At 63.4% G+C, this 18,654-nt stretch carries 15 protein-coding genes and 1 tRNA gene; 5 read left to right on the top strand and 11 right to left on the bottom strand.

The features are described 5' to 3' along the window. Positions 1 to 281: 281 nt before the first annotated feature. Positions 282 to 1,031, top strand: coding sequence for a COG4705 family protein (locus J5X93_RS21015; RefSeq protein WP_102081804.1), 750 nt, complete (start codon positions 282 to 284; stop codon positions 1,029 to 1,031). A gap of 105 nt (positions 1,032 to 1,136) precedes the next feature. On the opposite strand, the gene J5X93_RS21010 is transcribed toward J5X93_RS21015, so the two are convergent. The 4 genes from J5X93_RS21010 to bglX form a co-directional block, all read right to left on the bottom strand. Beyond that, positions 1,137 to 2,456, bottom strand: coding sequence for an MFS transporter (locus tag J5X93_RS21010; RefSeq protein ID WP_043206437.1), 1,320 nt, complete (start codon positions 2,454 to 2,456; stop codon positions 1,137 to 1,139). Between the two features lie 254 nt (positions 2,457 to 2,710). Continuing rightward, positions 2,711 to 4,045: a two-component system response regulator MifR gene (gene mifR / locus J5X93_RS21005; RefSeq protein ID WP_043206438.1), complete on the bottom strand. Its 1,335-nt coding sequence runs from the start codon at positions 4,043 to 4,045 to the stop codon at positions 2,711 to 2,713. Next, a complete protein-coding gene (locus tag J5X93_RS21000; RefSeq protein WP_043206439.1) occupies positions 4,039 to 5,796 on the bottom strand; it encodes a sensor histidine kinase in 1,758 nt (585 codons plus the stop codon). The genes mifR and J5X93_RS21000 overlap by 7 nt, the downstream gene beginning before the upstream one ends. A gap of 117 nt (positions 5,797 to 5,913) precedes the next feature. Next, entirely contained in the window at positions 5,914 to 8,205 is a 2,292-nt protein-coding gene (bglX, locus tag J5X93_RS20995; RefSeq protein WP_250033965.1) for a beta-glucosidase BglX, read from the bottom strand. Positions 8,206 to 8,433: 228 nt separating this feature from the next. Between bglX and J5X93_RS20990 the strand changes: the two genes are divergently transcribed. Further along, the gene (locus J5X93_RS20990) at positions 8,434 to 9,051 is read left to right on the top strand and encodes a TPM domain-containing protein (protein WP_070574840.1); all 618 of its coding nucleotides are present in this window, start codon (positions 8,434 to 8,436) and stop codon (positions 9,049 to 9,051) included. Between the two features lie 105 nt (positions 9,052 to 9,156). Beyond that, a complete protein-coding gene (locus J5X93_RS20985; RefSeq protein WP_102081805.1) occupies positions 9,157 to 10,374 on the top strand; it encodes a class I SAM-dependent methyltransferase in 1,218 nt (405 codons plus the stop codon). A gap of 41 nt (positions 10,375 to 10,415) precedes the next feature. On the opposite strand, the gene J5X93_RS20980 is transcribed toward J5X93_RS20985, so the two are convergent. From J5X93_RS20980 to J5X93_RS20955, 6 genes are all read right to left on the bottom strand, one after another. Further along, positions 10,416 to 11,432: a DUF4917 family protein gene (locus tag J5X93_RS20980; RefSeq protein WP_043206441.1), complete on the bottom strand. Its 1,017-nt coding sequence runs from the start codon at positions 11,430 to 11,432 to the stop codon at positions 10,416 to 10,418. A gap of 132 nt (positions 11,433 to 11,564) precedes the next feature. Beyond that, positions 11,565 to 13,268: a SulP family inorganic anion transporter gene (locus tag J5X93_RS20975; protein WP_102081806.1), complete on the bottom strand. Its 1,704-nt coding sequence runs from the start codon at positions 13,266 to 13,268 to the stop codon at positions 11,565 to 11,567. A 306-nt stretch (positions 13,269 to 13,574) separates the two neighbouring features. Then, positions 13,575 to 13,648, bottom strand: a tRNA-Gly gene (locus tag J5X93_RS20970). 117 nt (positions 13,649 to 13,765) lie between these two features. Further along, a complete protein-coding gene (locus J5X93_RS20965) occupies positions 13,766 to 14,650 on the bottom strand; it encodes an alpha/beta fold hydrolase (protein ID WP_102081807.1) in 885 nt (294 codons plus the stop codon). Positions 14,651 to 15,018: 368 nt separating this feature from the next. Then, on the bottom strand, positions 15,019 to 15,711 hold the full coding sequence (locus J5X93_RS20960; protein ID WP_102081808.1) for a pseudouridine synthase: 693 nt from the start codon (positions 15,709 to 15,711) through the stop codon (positions 15,019 to 15,021). A 25-nt stretch (positions 15,712 to 15,736) separates the two neighbouring features. After that, a complete protein-coding gene (locus tag J5X93_RS20955; protein WP_102081809.1) occupies positions 15,737 to 15,958 on the bottom strand; it encodes a cysteine-rich CWC family protein in 222 nt (73 codons plus the stop codon). A gap of 202 nt (positions 15,959 to 16,160) precedes the next feature. Between J5X93_RS20955 and J5X93_RS20950 the strand changes: the two genes are divergently transcribed. Beyond that, the gene (locus J5X93_RS20950) at positions 16,161 to 16,634 is read left to right on the top strand and encodes a hypothetical protein (protein WP_090344996.1); all 474 of its coding nucleotides are present in this window, start codon (positions 16,161 to 16,163) and stop codon (positions 16,632 to 16,634) included. 39 nt (positions 16,635 to 16,673) lie between these two features. Here the strand turns inward: J5X93_RS20950 and dspII are convergent, their stop codons facing one another. After that, positions 16,674 to 17,780, bottom strand: a complete 1,107-nt coding sequence (dspII, locus tag J5X93_RS20945; RefSeq protein ID WP_102081810.1) for an enoyl-CoA hydratase/isomerase DspII — start codon at positions 17,778 to 17,780, stop codon at positions 16,674 to 16,676. 125 nt (positions 17,781 to 17,905) lie between these two features. On the opposite strand from dspII, the gene ung reads away from it, so the two are divergent. Then, complete coding sequence (gene ung / locus J5X93_RS20940) at positions 17,906 to 18,598, top strand: uracil-DNA glycosylase (protein WP_043206451.1); 693 nt, start codon at positions 17,906 to 17,908, stop codon at positions 18,596 to 18,598. The last annotated feature ends 56 nt before the right edge of the window (positions 18,599 to 18,654 follow it).

Raw genomic sequence — 18,654 nt, 5'->3', positions numbered from 1 at the left:
AATGCTACGCCGATTAATTTGATTAAAAAGCGCAAAAAATCACGCATAAAAATCGATTTAATCGATGTGTTTGGGCGCGCTTTCGTCTTTTAAACGACAGAGGTGCTGCGAGACAGGCGCTTTGCGCCCTCGTCTCTCCACGGTTCAAGGATGCGGGAGGGGAATTAATCCCGAGTTAAATGAAACCTTCGATGAACGAACGCTTTTTTCATGCTCCACCAACCGTTTTTTCAAACCCGCCCGCTCAGCATCGCGCCCACTCAACCCAGGAGCGGCAAACAATGAATAAACTTCCGCAAATCACCTTGGCCTTCTGGGTCATGAAGATCTGCGCCACCACTTTGGGCGAGACGGCGGGCGACCTGCTGTCGATGACCCTCGATATTGGCTATGCCATGAGCTCGCTGCTGTTGATCAGCGTGTTTCTGGTGACATTGCTCACCCAGCTTTACTCTCGTTCATACAATCCCTGGCTCTACTGGCTGGTCATCCTATCCACCAGTACTGCGGGCACCACGATGTCCGATTTCATGGACCGTACCCTGGGCCTGGGCTATGCCGCGGGTTCGGCCATCCTGATCGGCATCTTGCTGCTGACGTTCGCCCTTTGGCGCCTGAGCGGAAATCCGCTGGACGTCACCCGCATCAAGAACCGAGGCGGCGAGCTGTTCTACTGGGTGGCAATCCTGTTTTCCAACACCCTTGGCACCGCGCTGGGCGACTTCCTGGCGGACGACTCAGGCCTCGGTTTCGCCGGTGGCGCACTGCTGATCGGCAGCACCATCGGCCTGGTGGTGCTGGCCCGCTACTGGACCCGTATCCCAGGCGTGGCGCTGTTCTGGATCGCATTCGTCCTGACCCGCCCATTCGGTGCGACCTTGGGCGACTTCCTGACAAAACCGCACGAAAAAGGCGGGATGGACTTCGGTACGGTGGGCTCTTCAGCGGTGCTCGGCGGCATCTTGTTGGTGCTGATTCTGATGGCGTCGTTCTATAACCGCGAAGCGCGTCGGGAGTTAAAAGCTTCCTGACGGCCGTCACTGTCTGGGGCGTAATTGGCTCACTGCTCGCCGAACCATGAAAAAGGGGCGCTCCGTCAGCCGGAGCGCCCCTTTTCGATTACCGCGTGAGCAGGATCAGTCAGTCGTGATCCGCGAATGCTTGGCGGTGTCTTTCATGGTCGCGTAGACCAGCAGCGAGCAAGCGATGCAGCCGGTGACGTACCAGTAGAAGCCGGTTTCCATGCCGTTGCTCTTGAACCACAGGGCCACGTACTCGGCGGTGCCGCCGAAGATCGAGACGGTCAGGGCGTAGGGCAGGCCGACGCCCAGGGCGCGGATCTCGGTGGGGAACAGCTCGGCTTTGACCACGGCGTTAATGGAGGTGTAGCCACTGACGATGATCAGCGCCGCCATGATCAGGAAGAAGGCGCCCCACCAGGTCTGCACGGTGTGCAGGGTGCTGAGGATCGGTACGGTGAACAAGGTTCCGAGCACGCCGAAGGCGATCAGGATCGGACGACGACCGATCTTGTCGGAGAGTCCACCGATCACCGGTTGCAGGCACATGAACAGGAACAAAGTGGCCGCCGAGATGGTGGTCGAGTCGCTGATGCTCATGCCTACGGTGTTCACCAGGTATTTCTGCATGTAGGTGGTGTAGGTGTAGAAGGCCAGGGTGCCGCCCATGGTCAGGCCGACCACGGTGAGCAGTTCCTTGGGATGGCGCAGCAGGGTGCGCATCAGGCTTTCCTTGGACTTTTCCTTCTTGGTGAAGGAGCTGGTCTCCTCCATGCCGCGACGCAGGTACAAGGCGACCACCGCGCACAGCGCGCCGATCACGAAGGGTACGCGCCAGCCCCAGGCATACAGCTGCTCGGTGGTGAGCGTCTGTTGCAGGATGATCAGCACCGCCAGGGCGATCAGCTGACCGGAGATCAGGGTCACGTATTGGAAGCTTGAGAAGAAGCCGCGGCGATCCTTGCTGGCCATCTCGCTGAGGTACGTGGCCGAGGTGCCGTACTCACCGCCGACCGACAGGCCTTGCATCAGGCGCGCCAGGACCAGCAGGATCGGCGCGGCGACGCCGATGGTCTCGTAGCCAGGGGTCAGGGCGATGACCAGGGAGCCTGCGCACATCAGCAGGACCGAGGCCATCAGCGCGGCTTTGCGGCCCTTGCGGTCGGCATACAGGCCCATCAGCCAGCCACCGATCGGGCGCATCAGAAAGCCCACGGCGAAGATGGCGGCGGTGTTGAGCAGTTGTGCGGTGGTATCGCCGGCCGGGAAGAAGGCCTTGGCGAAGTACAGTGAAAACGCCGCATAGACGTACCAGTCGTACCATTCGACCATGTTGCCGATGGAGCCACTGAAAATCGACTTGAGACGGCTTGCGGTGGTTTTTTCCGCGGCGGGCGCAATGGCCGCCCCGGTGGGCAGGGTGCTGGCGTTATCCATCAGGGGATACCTTCTCGTTGTTTTTGTGGAGCGCGCAGGTCAGCGCTTGAGAAGGGTTTTGCAGAAGCTATGCCAAAGGCGTGCACTGGCGGGCCTGAATGCCCCATCTCGGCGCACGACCATTCCATAACCCGCGAATCCAAAGGCCCTGCAGGCGCAACGTCGCCACGCGATGGGCTGCGTAGCCGCGCCCTTCAATACTTTCGATAAGCGGTTTTTTGCTCATCGGCCATGATGGCTAGGCAAAAAACCGCTCATTCGCGCTCGAGAAAATCGTCCCGCACCAGCCCATGACGCTGCATCTTTTCGTTGAGTGTCCGCCGAGGCAGTTGCAAGGCCTCCATCACGGCCTTGATCTCACCCTTGTACTGTCGCAGCGCGGCGCGCAGGCACTGTGCCTCGAACGCCTCCATCTGGCCGGCGAGCGATTGCCCTGCGGCGCTGGCCTCGACGCTCGGCGCGCCCAGCCCCAGGGCGTGGCGCTCGGCGGCATTGGCCAGCTCGCGCACATTGCCTGGCCAATCATGGGCCAGCAGTTGCGCCAACTGCCCACCGCTCACCGGCGGGGCCGTGCGGCCCAGGCGCTCGGCGGCAGCGCGGGCAAAGTGTTCGAACAACAGGGGGATGTCCTCGCGCCGTTCGCGCAGTGGTGCCAGGCGCAGTTCGGCGACGTTCAGACGGTACGCCAGGTCTTCGCGAAAGCGTCCGGCGCGGGCTTCTTCGAGCAGGTCCGGTTTGGTGGCGGCGATAATGCGCAGGTCGACACTGATGCTCTGGTTGGCGCCCAGGCGCTCCAGCTTCTGCTCCTGAATCACCCGCAGCAGTTTGGCCTGCTGGGCCAGCGGCATGCTCTCGATCTCATCGAGAAACACGGTTCCCCCGTTGGCATATTCCAGCTTGCCGATGCGCTTGCCCTGGGCGCCGGTGAAGGCGCCACTCTCGTGTCCGAACAGCTCGGCCTCGAACAGCGTTTCAGGAATCGCCGCGCAGTTGAGGGCGACGAAGGGCTTGTCGGCGCGCGGACCGAAGTCGTGCAGGCAACGGGCCACACGTTCCTTGCCGCTGCCGGTTTCGCCGCGGATCAACACGTTGACCGGCAGGCTGGCCAGGTCCAGCACCTGCCGGCGCAGGCTCTGCAAGCCTTGGGACATGCCCAGCAGGGTGTTTTCCAGGCGCGCCTTGAGATCGGCCTGCTGGTGCAGGCGACGGTTCTCCAGCACCAACTGGCGTTTCTCCAGGGCGCGGCGCAGGCTGCCGAGCAGGGTCTGCGGCGTAAAGGGTTTTTCCAGAAAGTCATAGGCGCCGTTGCGCATGGCCTCGACGGCCATGGGCACGTCGCCATGGCCGGTGAGCAGGATCACCGGAAGGTCCGGGTCCAGTGCCTGCAGCCGTTCGAGCAGTTGCAGGCCATCGATGCCGGGCATGCGCACATCGCTGACGATCACGCCTGGGAAGTGTTCCGGCAATTGGGCCAGGCACTCTTCGGCGCGGGCGAACAGTTGCACGCTGAAGCCCGAAAGGCTCAGCCACTGCTGCACCGCGGTGCGGATGCTGGCTTCATCATCGACGACGATCACCGAATTCAACATACAGGCTCCAGGTCGCGGGGCAAGGTAAGGCTCAGGCGGGCGCCACCGGGCAGGTTTTCGGCCTGCAACTGGCCGCCGGCCTCATGGACGATGCCATAAGAGATCGCCAGACCCAGGCCGAGCCCTTCGCCGACCGGTTTGGTGGTGAAGAACGGATCGAAGATTCGGGCCAGATCCGCCTGGGGGATACCGCCGCCGGAGTCCAGCACGCTCAGGCGCCACTGACCATCATCGGCTTCGATTCGGATCTCCAGGCGTTTGTAACGCTTGTCGGCCATGGCGTCGAGGGCATTGCGCAACAGGTTGATCAACACTTGCTCGAGGCGGATCGCATCGCCCCTGACCCACGCGGGGCGCGCCAGGTACAGCGCCACTTCGACGCCCTCGCCACGGATGCGGGCATCGAGCAGGTGCAACGCCTGGTCGACCACGGTGGCCAGGTCCAGGCGCTCGCGTAGCCCGCCGGGGCTGTTGCGGGCAAAGGTCTTGAGATGGCCGGTCAGTGCCGCCATGCGCGTGAGCATCTGCTCCAGCGGCTCCAGGGCCTGCCGGGCCTCGTCGTAGCGACCGTGGTCGAGCAGCAGGCGCAGGGTCTCGAGCTGCATGCGCTGGGTGGTCAGGGGCTGGTTGATTTCATGGGCCAGAGCCGCCGACATTTGCCCCAGGGCCGCAAGCTTGGCTGACTGCACCAGGCCCTCTTGGGCGGTGCGCAGTTCGCGGGTGCGCTCTTCGACCAGGCGCTTGAGTTCGTTGCGGCTGCGCTGGCGCAGGCGTGCCAGGCGCAGGCGCTGGCTGACGAACAGTGCGGCGAACACCAGGCTCAGCCAGATCGCCGCCGCAGTCAGGGCGGCGTTGCGTCCGTCGGCGCTGACCTGGGGCTTACGCAGCAGATGCAAGGTCCAGCCTTCTGCCTCCAGCGGCAGGCTTTCCCACAGGTAGTCGACGCTGCCATCCGGGCCTTGCACGCGGCTCAAATGGCTGTTGGCGCCGAAGTCGGTCAGCACCTGATGCTGCAGGGGGACCAAGGGTTGCTTGTCGTACTGGCGGGTCTCGGCAAGCTCGGCGCGGTCGGCTGGGGAAATTGGCTGTAGCTCACGGTAGCGCCAGCCGTCCTGGTTGGCGATGAAGGTGATGCCTCGGGCATCGCTGACCAACAGGATGTCGCTGCCTTGGCGCCATTCGCGCTCAAGTTCGGGGAACTCCAGTTTGACCACCATGGCGCCGAGGAAGCGTCCCTGTTCGTCGGTGACCGCGTTGGCCAGGAAGTAGCCTGGTACGCCACTGGTGACACCGACCGCGTAGAAGCGGCCGCTGCCGTGGCTGCGGGTCTGCTTGAAATAGGGGCGAAAGCCGTAGTTGGAGCCGACATAGGTCGTCGGCAGCCGCCAGTTGCTGGCCGCGATGGCCAAGCCCGTGCGATCGAGCAACTCCAGGGTGGAGGAGTTGGCGGCGCCGTTGATGCGTTCGAGCTTGCGGTTCAGGGCGTCCTGCACCTGTTCGGTGACCGGGCCGCGCAAGGCCGCGATCAGCTCCGGGTCCAGCGCCAGTACGGCGGGCAGGGCACGGTAGCGCTCGATCAGGGTGTGCAGGGCATTGGCGTAGAGGGTCAGTTGCTGGCTGGCCCGACGTGCGTCGGTCTCCATCGACTGGCGCTTGGCCTGGTGCATCGCCCAGCCAGCGCTGAGCGCGGTGCCGATGACAATCACCAGGACGATCAGGGCCAGACGCAAGGTTCGGAAGGAAAATAGCATGCGGCTGATCCTTGGCCTGTGCTGGGTGTGTTTAAGGTTTTTCACGCAGACTGTGGGCGCGGGTAAACCCACGCCCACAGGGCTGTGCTTAGGGCGCAACCCTGCGGGCGGAAGTTGTCACAGCAACTCGAAGCTCTGCTGCTGCACAGCCTCGGAGTCGAGGCCGACCTGGACATTGAACTGCCCCGGCTCTGCGACCCGTTGCAGCTGGCCATTGTAGAACTTCAGATCATCCTCGCTGATGCGGAAGGTCAAGGTGCGCGACTCGCCAGCCTTGAGCATCAGTTTCTGGAAGTTTTTCAGTTCTTTGACCGGGCGGCTCATGGAAGCGCTGACATCCTGAACGTAGAGCTGGACCACGGTTTCGCCGTCGCGCTTGCCGGTGTTCTTCACCGTCACCTTGGCCTCCAGCGTGCCGCCACGCTTGAGCTGCTGGCTACCCAACGACAGGCCGGACAGTTCGAAGCTGCTGTAGCTCAGGCCATAGCCGAACGGGTAGAGCGGGCCGTTGGGCTCCTCGAAGTACTGCGAGGTGTAGTTGCCTGGCTTGCCCGGAGTGTATGGCCGGCCGATGCGCATGTGGTTGTAGTACATCGGGATTTGCCCGACCGAACGCGGGAAGGTGATCGCCAGCTTGCCGGACGGGTTGTAGTCGCCGAACAGTACATCGGCGATCGCGTTGCCGCCTTCGGTGCCGCTGAACCAGGTTTCCAGCAATGCGTCGGCCTGCTCACGCTCCCAGGCCAGCGACAGCGGGCGGCCGTTCATCAACACCAGTACCAAAGGCTTGCCGGTAGCCTTCAGCGCCTTGATCAAGTCACGCTGCACTGCCGGGATTTCCAGCGTGGTACGGCTGGAGGATTCGTGGGACATGCCGCGAGACTCGCCGACCACCGCCACCACCACATCCGATTGTTTGGCGGCCTTGACCGCTTCGTCGATCAGCACGGCGGCTGGACGCGGGTCGTCGACGATCTCGGGCGCGGCGAAGTTGAGGAAGTTCAGGTAGTCGAAGATGGCCTTGTCGCCGGTGACGTTCGAGCCTTTGGCGTAAAGCAGCTTGGCCTTGCCCTCCAAGGCGCGGCGCAGGCCTTCGCGCACGGTCACAGAGTGTTCCGGTTTGCCGTCGGCGGCCCAACTGCCCATCATGTCGATTGGTGCATCGGCCAGAGGGCCGACCAAGGCGATGGTGCCGGCCTTCTTCAGAGGCAGGGTCTGGTCGCGGTTTTCCAGCAGGACCAGGCTGCGGCGTGCCACGTCACGGGCGGCTTCGCGGTGCAGGCGGCTTTCAGCGTAGTAATCCTTGACGTCGTTTTCGGCCTTGCCGATGCGCACGTACGGGTCCTTGAACAGGCCCATGTCGTACTTGGCGCCCAGCACTTCGCGCACGGCCTGGTTCAGTTCGGCCTGGGTCACTTCACCGGACTTGAGCAGGCCGGGCAGTTCCTCGCCGTAGAGCGTGTCGTTCATGCTCATGTCGATACCGGCCTTGATGGCCAGCTTGGCGGCTTCGCGACCGTCCTGGGCCACGCCATGGCGGATCAGTTCCTGGATGGCGCCGTGGTCGCTGATGGTCACACCCTTGAAGCCCCACTCCTTGCGCAGCAGGTCGTTCATCAGCCAGGTGTTGGAGGTGGCCGGCACGCCATTGATCGAGTTCAGTGCGACCATCACGCCACCGGCGCCGGCCTCCAGGCTGGCGCGGTAGGGCGGCAGGTAGTCGTTGTACATCTTCGGCAGGCTCATATCGACTGTGTTGTAGTCGCGCCCGCCTTCCACCGCGCCGTACAGGGCGAAGTGCTTGACGATGGCCATGATGCTGTCGGGTTCGGCCGGGCTGGTGCCCTGGAATGCCTTGACCATTACCTGGCCGATTTTCGAAGTGAGATAGGTGTCCTCACCGAAGCCCTCGCTGGTGCGGCCCCAGCGTGGGTCGCGGGCGATATCGACCATCGGGCCGAAGGTCATGTCCAGGGAGTCGGCGGCCGCCTCGATCGCCGAGGTGCGGCCGACCTTGGCAATGGCGTCCATGTCCCAAGTCGCCGCCAGGCCCAGGCCGATCGGGAAAATGGTGCGCTCGCCATGGATGGTGTCGTAGGCGAAGAACATCGGGATCTTCAGGCGGCTGCGCATAGCAGCGTCCTGCATCGGCCGGTTCTCGGGGGCAGTGCGCGAGTTGAAGGTGCCGCCGATGCGTCCGGCCGCGATTTCTTCACGGATCTTCTCGCGGGGCATTTCCGGGCCGATGCTGATCAGGCGCAACTGGCCGATCTTCTCGGCCTCGGTCATCTGGCCGATCAGGTGTTCGATGAACGCCTGCTTGTCCTGCAGCGGCGGTGCGGAGGTGGCGGCCTGGGCCGCCTGACTGGCAAGGCCCATGGCCAGGCCCAGCAAAGACAGTTTCATCATGAATTCCATTGTCGTGGCCCCTTGCCGTATCCAGGGGGATACGTGCACGGCCGGAGTTTTTCTTGGCGGCTATTGTTGTACAGTTCGCCGGGCTTCACTTGGCTGATCGGCCCTGCCTGGTCCAATGCAGCGGCGGATTATGCCTTATATGGCGGGCATCATGAGATACACTTCCCGCCGACCGGCTGTCGGGACAACAACAATAAGAACGATCGAGAGACCCATGGCATGACTGTCTTCAACGAATACGAGCAGCGCCAGATTGCCGAGGCCATCGCTCGGGCCGAGCAACGCACCGATGCGGAACTGGTGACCGTGCTGGCGCGCCGCGCGGACGATTACGCCTACTTGCCCCTGCTATGGGCCGCGCTGCTGGCTTTGGCCATACCGGGCCTGGCGCACATGGCCTTGGGGTGGCCTGATTTGCGCAGTCTGTTGGTGGTCCAGGTAGTGACGTTCGTCGGCCTGTGCCTGCTGCTGCGCAATCCACGTTTGGCCAGCCGCCTGGTCCCGCGCCTGTTGCGTCAGCGCCGCGCCTCGGGCCTGGCTCGGCAACAGTTTCTCGAGCTCAACTTGCAACACACCGCCGGTGCTACCGGGGTGCTGATCTTCGTCAGCGAGGCCGAGCGACATGTGGAGATCCTGGTCGACGAGGGCATTGCCCGGCATCTGCCCGAGCAGCCGTGGGATGCCATCATCGCCCGCTTTACCGAGCAGGTGTGCCAGGGCCAGACCCTGCAGGGCTTCGTCGATTGCATCGAAGCCTGTGGCGAGCTGCTAAGCGAACACGTACCGCCGACCTTCGCGCGCAACGAGCTACCCAACCGCCTGGTGATCCTGGACTGAGCCGCGTCCATCGATTAAAGCTTCGCGCTGGCCGGGCATCGACGTAAAATGCCGGCCATTGCGCGCTGCGCGCCCCCCCCCCGCGATTCGAGGCACCCACTTTCCATGTCCGCCACTCCCTCCGCTACCACCGCGCCGGATGCGCGTGCCCAGTTCCTGGCTTTGCTGGCCGATGCCTTGCAGGCCGGTACCCTGGTCAAGCTGGTGCTGGCGCGCCATGTCGGCGTTGACCAGACCCTTCAGCGGATCATCGCCAAGCCTTTACAGGTCAAGGGCCAGGACTGCCTGTCGCTGGTCTACCGCCACCAGACCCGTGACATTACCCGCAACCTGCCGCTGGAGCAGGCCCAGACGCTGGTGGCCGAGCTGTTGCCCGAGTGTTTTCGCAATGCCCATCTGTTCACCGCCGAGGGCGAGGTGCAGCTGGGTTTCAGCAAAAAGGGCAAGCCGATGCTCCAGCGCCACATCGCCCAACCTGCCCGTGAACAGGCTGCCACTACCCATGATCGGGAGAAGAAGCGCTACCTGGAGCTGTCGCGGCCGTTCTTGCGCGATTTAGGAGTGACCGATGCCCAGGGCGCGTTGATTCCGTCCATGTCGCGCAAGTGGAAGCAGATCAACAAGTTCATCGAGGTCTTCGACCACGCCCTGGCCAGCGCACCCCTGACCATGGACCAGCCGCTACGGGTGGCGGATTTTGGTTCGGGCAAGGGCTACCTGACCTTCGCCATGCACGACTACCTGCGCAACAGCCTGGTGCGTGAAGCCCTGGTGACCGGTGTCGAGCTGCGTCAGGACATGGTCGACCTGTGCAACGCCGCTGCCGCGCGGCTGGAGCACCCTGGCCTTGAGTTCCAGTGCGGCGACGTGCGCAGCGTGGTGCCCGAAGCCATCGAGGTGATGATCGCGTTGCACGCCTGCGACATTGCCACCGACTACGCCATCCATACCGGCATCCGTTGCAACGCCGCGATCATCATGTGCTCGCCGTGTTGCCACAAGCAGATCCGCCCGCAACTGCACAGCCCAGGCCTGCTCCAGCCGATGTTGCAGTACGGCCTGCACCTCGGCCAGCAGGCCGAGATGCTCACCGACAGCCTACGCGCCCTTTACCTCGAGGCCTGCGGCTACGAGACCAAGGTGTTCGAGTTCATCTCCCTGGAGCACACCAACAAGAACAAGATGATTCTGGCGGTCAAGCGCCGGCAGGCGGGGGACAACACCGCATTGCTGGCCAAGATCGAGCAGCTGAAGGCGTTCTATGGCGTGAAGGAGCATTGCCTGGAGACGTTGTTGCGTCAGGATGGGTTGCTCGCCGCTTGACCTGTCTTGGGGTGTACAGCAGCCCATGACAGGTGGAGCATTCATCTGGGTCGGGCGTGTTCTGCCGGCCCCACGATTGCCAACGCCGGGTTGCCCAGCGGGTGGCTGGCGGCGTCGAAGAAGTGCACGGCCGTTCCTGGCAGGTCGGCGAAGCGCTGCATGAAATGCTGCTTCTGGTTGATGATCGACGCCTCGCTCAAGGGGCGGATGGCGATCGACAGGTGCGTGGGCCGGGCTTGGCGAATGGCCTCGAGCAGGTGCTGATCGCTGGCGTCCAGATGCTGGCCGAACAGGCATAGGCCCTCGCGTTCCCCGGACAGTTGGCCCAACCCCCACGACAGGTAGTCCGAGGCGCGGATGGCGCGCAGTTTTTCTTCGCTGCGGCTCTCGTTGACGAACAGCGGCACTTCCCCCGGAATGTTCACGGCAAAGCCTTCGAGCAGCTCGGCGCATTCGGCGCTGCGCTGGCGGGTGGTGCCGTCGGGGAGTTTGAGCAGGTGCAGCCCGCCGTGCAGATGAACGATGCGGATGCCTTCGGTCGCGGTGCGGCGCACATCGAAGAAGCCCTGCTCGTCGAACAGCGTGGCGAAGCCTTCCGGCGCCTGATTGACAGCCCAAGGCAGGAGCAGGTCGTAGTTACTGGTGTAGACGTTGCGGTAGCTGCGCAGAGCCTGGTTGATCGTCGCCAAGGTGTCGCTCGGCACGCGCGTCCAGGGCAGGTGCACGGCGCGCGTGGCGTGGATCAGGGCTTCCTTGATCGAGTAGTAGCGGTTCAGTGGCGCGGTGGAGTTGATGGCCAGCGCGGCATTGGCGCGTACGGTGGTGTTCAGGGTGCTGAGCACCGGCTCGAACAGCTCGGTACCCAGGGACTTGAACAGCGCCTGGTCGCTTACGCCCAAGGCCTTGTGACGGACCCGCTGGGCCTCCTCGAACAGCGAGAAGTAGCCGAACGGCTTCCACACGGCACGGCTGGCGCCGTTGCCCACCAGCAGGGCAGTGCAGGGATGGCGGTCATTGAGCGCCTGCCAGGAGGGCAGGTGGGCATCGAGAGAAGGCATGGCAGGTCCATTGGGCAAGGCGAGGAACGCGGGGACTTTAGCATGCCGCAGCCTTGATGCGGGACGCGCACCGCGCTTGCCTAGGCCAGGCCTCCCCAGCGCGTGCCTGCTCGTGACCGGGCCACGGACTGCTTACGGTTCGAGTACCGGATGTCGGCGTGTGCGGTTGCGCCACACCCGATACGCCCGAATTCCTGCACGCACCGAGCCGAACAGCAGCTTTTCTTCCATTTCCCGCGCCATGCCTGAGCGCACCAGCATGCGCAGGAAGTTGCCACGGGCGCGGGCGATGGCGAAGTAGATACCTTGGGCGGCGAGGGTGTCGCGCACTTCGCGCAGGGCGGCGACGCCGCTGACGTCGATGCTGGTCACCGCCTCGGCGTCGAACAGTACGGCCTGGGGCTTGCTCTCACCTTGGACGGCATCGAGCAGGCGCATCTTGAAGTAGTCGGCGTTGAAAAACAGGATCGCGTCGTCGAAGCGATACACCACAAGGCCCGGCACCGTCCGCGCTTCGGGGTGATGGCGAACGTCGACCTGGCCCTCGACGCCGGGCAGCCAGCCAAGGACGGCGTCGGTGGGCTGATAGATGCTGTACAGCAGGCGCAGGATCGCCAGGGTCACGGCGAAGATGATCCCAGGCAGCACACCCAGACTGAGGACGCCGGCGGTGGTGAGCAGGCACAGCCAGAATTCGAAGCGGCTGAGCTTGTGGATCTTGCTCAGGGACTTCACATCGATCAGCCCCCAGCCGGCCATCAACAAGACGGCGCCCAGCGCCGCCTGGGGAATCCACGCCATGGGGGCGGTGAAGAACAGCAGAATCAAGGCGATCACCAGCGCGGCGATGATGCCGACCAGTTGGCTCTTGCCTCCGACCATGTCGTTGACCGCCGTGCGCGAGTCGGCGCCGCTGATGGCAAAGCCCTGGGACATCCCCGCCGCCAGGTTGCTCACGCCGAGGGCAACGAACTCGTGGTTGGCATTGATCGCATAGCCGTGGCGGGCGGCGAAGCTGCGAGCGGTGAGCATCGCGCTGCAGAAACTGACGGTGGCGATGCCCAGGGCATCGCGCAACAGGCTTTTGGTTTCCGCCAGGGTGCTTTGCGGCCATGCCAGCTCCGGAATGCCCGCTGGCACCGGGCCGAGAATGGCGACGCCGAAGCGGTCGAGGCCGAACAGGCCGGCCAGCAACGTGAATACCGCCACGGTCACCAGCGCTGCCGGCAAGCGGGGGTAGCGTCGCGGCAGCCAGACCAGCAGGCCCAGGCCGACCAGGCCGATGGCCAGGGTCAGCCAGTGGATCTCGCCCAGGCGCTGGAGAAAGTTGATCAGGCTAAGGATGAAACCGTCGCCTTCGATCTTGAACCCCACCACCTTGCTCATCTGCCCGGCGATCAGACTCAGGCCGATACCGTTGAGATAGCCGATCAGGATGGGACGCGAGAAGAAGCTGGCGATGAAGCCCGCCCGCGCGACGCCGGCGGCGATCAGCATCATGCCGACCAGCACCGTGACGATCACCGAAAGCTCGGCGATGCGGTGCGGATCGCCCATCGCCAGTGGGGCGACGGCGCCTGCGATCATGGCGCAAGTAGCGGCGTCCGGGCCGACCATGAGTTGGCGGGAGCTGCCGACCAGGGCATAGACGATCATCGGCAGCACGCAGGCGTATAGCCCGTACTGGGGTGGCAGGCCGACGATCTGGGCGTAGGCGATGGCAATGGGGATCTGGATCGCGGCCACCGAAAGGCCGGCCTGAAGGTCAGCGTGGAACCACTCGCGGCGGTAGTGCAGCAGATTGGCCAGGCCCGGTAGCCAGCGGGAGAGAAACATGCACGCATCCTGGGAAATGTTTCGGGGTGCTGATCAGCATAAGTGTCCTGAGGCCGCTTCGCTTGCGAGCCCACGGACAGCATTCAAGCTGATCGGGTCGATGATGGCTATGGGCTAGGTCAAGAACAGCGGAGATTGGGCAGCGAAAGGGAGGTTCACAATCCCGGAAGCTGTCGGAGCCTGCGATGGATAGCGGCCTTTGGATTGTCCAGGACTACGTAGATACGAACAGGCGCGCCTCGCGATAGGCGATGGGGGCTTGTATTGATTAAGGCTGGATCGGCGCGGGCTGCGCCTGGAGGAAAGTGGAGCGGGTAGAGGGAATCGAACCCTCACCGATAGCTTGGGAAGCTATAGTTGTACCATTCAACTATACCCGCTTCAGAAGCCGACATTTTTACCAGAACACGCCAGTCATGAGAAGCCCGGCCGTGCAAAAAGGCCTGTCGGCGACGTGTAGCCCGGGGCACTACAAGGGCTAGACGTCGCCGAACCACTCAGATAGCCAGTGCATGCTGCCCCTGTACGTAGTGACTGCGTTGACGGGGTTGGCGCAGCGTCGGGTTGAGGAAGCCAAGCATCGCGGCGCGGGTGTCCTCGCACGCGCTCTTGTGCTCGATATCCAGGAAGTGACCGGCATCGCGGATGACGCTGAAATGGCTTTGGACCACGTGCTGGCTGAAATGCCGCGCATCCTCGACGGTGGTGTACTCGTCACGGTCGCCATTGATGAACAGCACCGGGATGTCGATGTTGCGCGCCGATTTCAGGGCTCGCTCCAGATCATGATCCAGCACCTGGTTGATGTGGAAGTGCATTTGCGCGTACTCATGGCTGTCCAGGCTGCTCACATGGCGGTAGTTGAAGCGCTTGAACAGCGACGGCAGGTACTTGCCGATGGTGTCGTTGACCAGGTTGCCCACCTGGTAGCGGTCGCAGGCGGCCAGGTACTGGCAACCGCGCGCCAGGTAGTCGCGCATTGGCTCGTTGATGATCGGCGAGAACGAACTGACCACGGCCTTCTTCACCCGGCTCGGCTGGTGCGCCAGCGCCAGCAGGGCACAGGCACCGCCCCAGGAGAACGACATCACATGGTCGGCCTGGAAGTGCTCGATCATCTCCAGGAGAATGTGCGCCTCGGTCTCCTTGGTGATCAGCCGTTCCTGATGGTTGTGCGGCTTGGACTTGCCAGCATAGGGCTGGTCGTACAACACAACGTTGAAATGCGGGTGCAGGCTGCGCACCGTCTGGGCGAAAGAGGCCGTTGTGGCCAGCGATCCGTTGATCAGGATGATCGTCTTCTCTGCTGCTTCCGCGCGATAGAACTCCGTGTAAACCCGATACTGACCTTGGATATCAAGCACAGCGATTTCTGGCCTCATGTCATCGACTCCTGGCGCAAAAAGGGTATTCGCGTGACCTAGGGTGCACGTTGTTTATGACAGGTAGGCATACGCCTGGAAGAGAAACCGGGGGCCCTTGTGTCGATCCATGGCACGGTCGTCGACGGTATTTGTTCTAGGTGGGCGGTTTGCCGTGCCCCAGGGCATCGAGACCCTGGGTGACCGGCAAAAGGCGTCTTGGACTGCAATCGTGACCGATAAGTCACATGCGGACCGACGAGTTTGATTCAAGCAGCAGGGTGGCGATCTCGCAAGTGCCGTTCAGGGGGATGGCACGAGAAAAACAACGGGATGAACCTGTCTATACCGCTCTATGCAGGGGCCCACCTGCGCAGAGGCTTCGAGGTTCAGACCGAGGCGATCTCTTCGGCCGTCAGTTCACGATACTCACCCGGAGCCAAAGCAGGATCCAGGCCAATGTAGCCCATCCGCTCCCGGTGCAGCCCCACCACCTTGTTGTCGAAGTGCCCGAACATGCGCTTTACCTGGTGATAGCGGCCTTCGACGATTGCCAGCCGCGCCTGGCGCGGTCCGAGAATGTCCAGTTGCGCGGGGAGGGTGGTGAGATCCTCGAAGGCGAAGTAGAAGCCTTCGCGGAACTTGGCCACGTAGTGCTCGCCGATCTCGTCTTCGGTCTGGACGTGATAGATCTTCGGCAGCTTGGTCTTGGGCTGGGTCAGGCGCCGCGACCATTGACCGTCGTTGGTCAGGATCATCAACCCGGTGGTGTTGTAGTCCAGGCGGCCAGCGATGTGCAGGTCTTCGCGCAGTTCGGCCGGCAGCAGGTCTAGCACGGTAGGGTGCTGTGGATCCTGGGTGGCGCTGACGCAGCCGCTGGGCTTGTGCAGCATGAGGTAGCGCGCCGGGCGACCGGCTTGGAGTACTTGCTCGTCCACTTCGACCCGGCTGAATTCGCGTACTTCCTGGCGCGGGTCGGTGGCAACCATGCCATCGACGCGCACGCGCTGTTGCACCAGCAGCAGGCGGACCTGCTGGCGGTTGTAGCAGGGCAAGTTGGCGAGAAAACGATCAAGACGCATGGCACTGAGCGGTTCGAAAAAAGGGCTAGCGGTTGGACGCTGATTGCGCCGCCTTGAGCTGGTCATCGACCTCGGCGCATCGAGGACACAGGCAAGCCTTGTTGCGCAATTCGTCGGGCAGCGCCCTGAGCGCGGCCGGATCGATGGTGACGGTGAAACACCAGCAGGGCTGCGGGGCGAGGCGTGGGTCGGCCAGGCTGCACTGATTCAGGGCGCCACAGGCCGGGCAGCGCTGTTTGTCGTTCATGTCGGATCCAGACGTCTAGGTAGCAGGCATTCTACCGGTTATGGCGACAGGGTGTTTCCGGCTGTCGGCAACCTGTTTCAATTCATTGCGAAAATGGCACTGCACCCGGGCGCAACGGTCTTATTCGGTGTCGATGTACGTATTGCCATCGATGCTCGCCAGCGCCGCTGTGCCGGGCACTCCCGCGGTCCAGGAGGCCGCCATGTACCTACGAATTCTGCTGATCGCCTTGTTGGCACTCCTCACCAGCGCCTGCGTCCCTTACTACGAGGACGGAGGTTACTACCGCTCGGGTTACTACCGCTCGGACTACTACTCAAGCGACCGCGACTATTATCCGGGCTATTATCGTCAGGATCGTTACTACATCAGCCAGCCGCGCTACTACCAGAGCGCGCCTCGCTACTATCAACCCGCACCTCGTTATTACCGCCCGGCGCCCACGCCCCACTATCGGCCTTACCCGGGGCATCAGGTGAATCAATGGCATGGCAATCCGCGCAACGACTATGGCAACCGTCATCGCTATGACTATGGGCGGGACCGGGACCGTCATGACTATCGCAACGACAATCGCCGGCCGCAGAACGACCGTTGGCATTCCAATGGTCGAGGCGACAACAATCGTCGTCATGATGGCAGGCACGGGGACGACGGTCGTAACTGGCGGCGTTGATCACCGGGCTTGAGCCCGGTCTGCCTGCCGGAGCGGCGCTCATTCCAGATCAGCCAGGGGATGGCGCCCCTCCCAGACTTTGGTGAAATGCGCCTCGACCACCGCCGCTGGCACCTGGGCGATGTCCGGCCAGTGCCAGCGTGGCTGGTTGTCCTTGTCCAGCAAACGGGCACGCACGCCCTCGCTGAACTCCGGGTGACGGCAGCAGTTCAGGCTCATGGTGAATTCCATCTGGAACACTTGGGCCAGCGACAGGTATTTGGCCCGGCGGATCTGCTCCCACACCAAGTGCGCGGTCAGCGGACAGCCCTCGTGCAAGCGTCGGCCGGCCTCGGCCAGCAGTGGGTCGGCATGACGGCTCAGGTCGGATAACGCCCGCCAGGCGGCAACAGGGTCGGCTACGTCGAGCAGCTCGTCGATCAATGCCCGGCGCGGCAACCACTGGGCTTCGGGCAGGTCGGCGCAGGCCCGGTGCTGTTCGGCCTTGAGCAGGCTGTTCAGCTGTAGGGCGGTCTGCTCCTGCCAATTCAGTTGCAGCAGTTCCTCGATCAGGGCTTCTTGCTGATGCTCGCCCAGCAGGCGATCAGCCAGGCCAAGGTCCAGGGCGTCGCGGGCGTTGATCGGCGCGCCAGTCAGCCCAAGGAACAGGCCGAGCTTGCCGGGCAGGCGGGAAAGGAACCAGCTGGCGCCGACGTCCGGATACAGCCCGATGCTGATTTCCGGCATGGCCAGCCGGCAGCTGGGAGTGACGATGCGGATGCCCGCGGCCTGCAGAAGGCCCATCCCCCCGCCGAGCACGTGGCCATGCCCCCAGCACAGCAAGGGCTTGGGATAGGTGTGCAGGCGATAATCGAGCCGGTACTCGGCGGCGAAGAAGGTGGCGGCCAGGGGCGGGACGCTACCGGGGTGGTCGCGGCAGGCCTGGACCAGCGCACGTACATCGCCGCCTGCACAGAACGCCTTGGGCCCGCTGCCGCGCAGCAGCACGCAGACGATGCCCGGATCGTTGGCCCAGGCGCGCAGGCGCTCATCGAGGACCTCGATCATAGGCAGGTTCAGGGCATTGAGCGCCTTGGGCGCATCCAGGGTGGCGATGCCGATGCGCGCGCCATCGGCGCCTGTGAGTACCTCGCATTGAATGGACATGGGCGACCTCGTGTAGTCATCGCACAAGTATGGACCCCACAGACGATCATGGCGGTCGTCGGTCGGATCGATTGACAAGGCCGGGCGGCTTACCTAGTGTCGCGCCATTGTTTACGGATGGCCCCATGACTGACGACGATCGCATCAAACTCGAACCCGGCTGGAAGGCCGCGTTGCGCGCCGAGTTCGACCAACCCTACATGCACAAGCTGCGCGAGTTCCTGCGCGAGGAATATGCGGCGGGCAAGGAGATCTACCCGCCGGGGCCGCTGATCTTCAACGCGCTCAATTCCACGCCGCTGGACAAGGTGAAGGTGGTGATCCTCGGCCAGGACCCGTACCACGGGCCAGGCCAGGCCCATGGCCTGTGCTTCTCGGTGCAGCCTGGCGTGCCGACGCCGCCGTCGCTGGTGAACATCTACAAAGAGCTGCACCGCGACCTCAACTTGCCGATTCCCAACCATGGTTACCTGCAAAGCTGGGCGGAGCAGGGGGTGTTGCTGCTCAACACCACCATGACCGTGCAACGCGGCAACGCGGCCTCCCACGCCAACGCGGGCTGGCAGCCATTCACCGATCGGGTCATCCAGGTGGTCAGCGAGCAGTGCGAAAACGTGGTGTTCCTGCTGTGGGGCTCGCATGCCCAGAGCAAGCAGAAGCTGATCGACGGCACTCGGCACCTGGTACTCAAGTCGGTGCACCCGTCGCCGCTGTCGGCGTATCGGGGCTTCTTCGGATGCGGGCATTTCAGCCGTACCAACAGCTTCCTCGAGCAGCGTGGGCTGGCGCCGATCAACTGGTCGTTGCCGCCGCTCTGAAAAAACGTGTGGCCTTCTTCGCGGGAACGCTCCCACAGGGGCGGCGATAAGCCTTG

The sequence above is a fragment of the Pseudomonas sp. BYT-1 genome (assembly GCF_023611805.1).
Classification (GTDB): domain Bacteria; phylum Pseudomonadota; class Gammaproteobacteria; order Pseudomonadales; family Pseudomonadaceae; genus Aquipseudomonas; species Aquipseudomonas guariconensis.
Note: the sequence above shows the minus strand (reverse complement) of the source record. Positions and strands in the feature narration are given on the sequence as shown.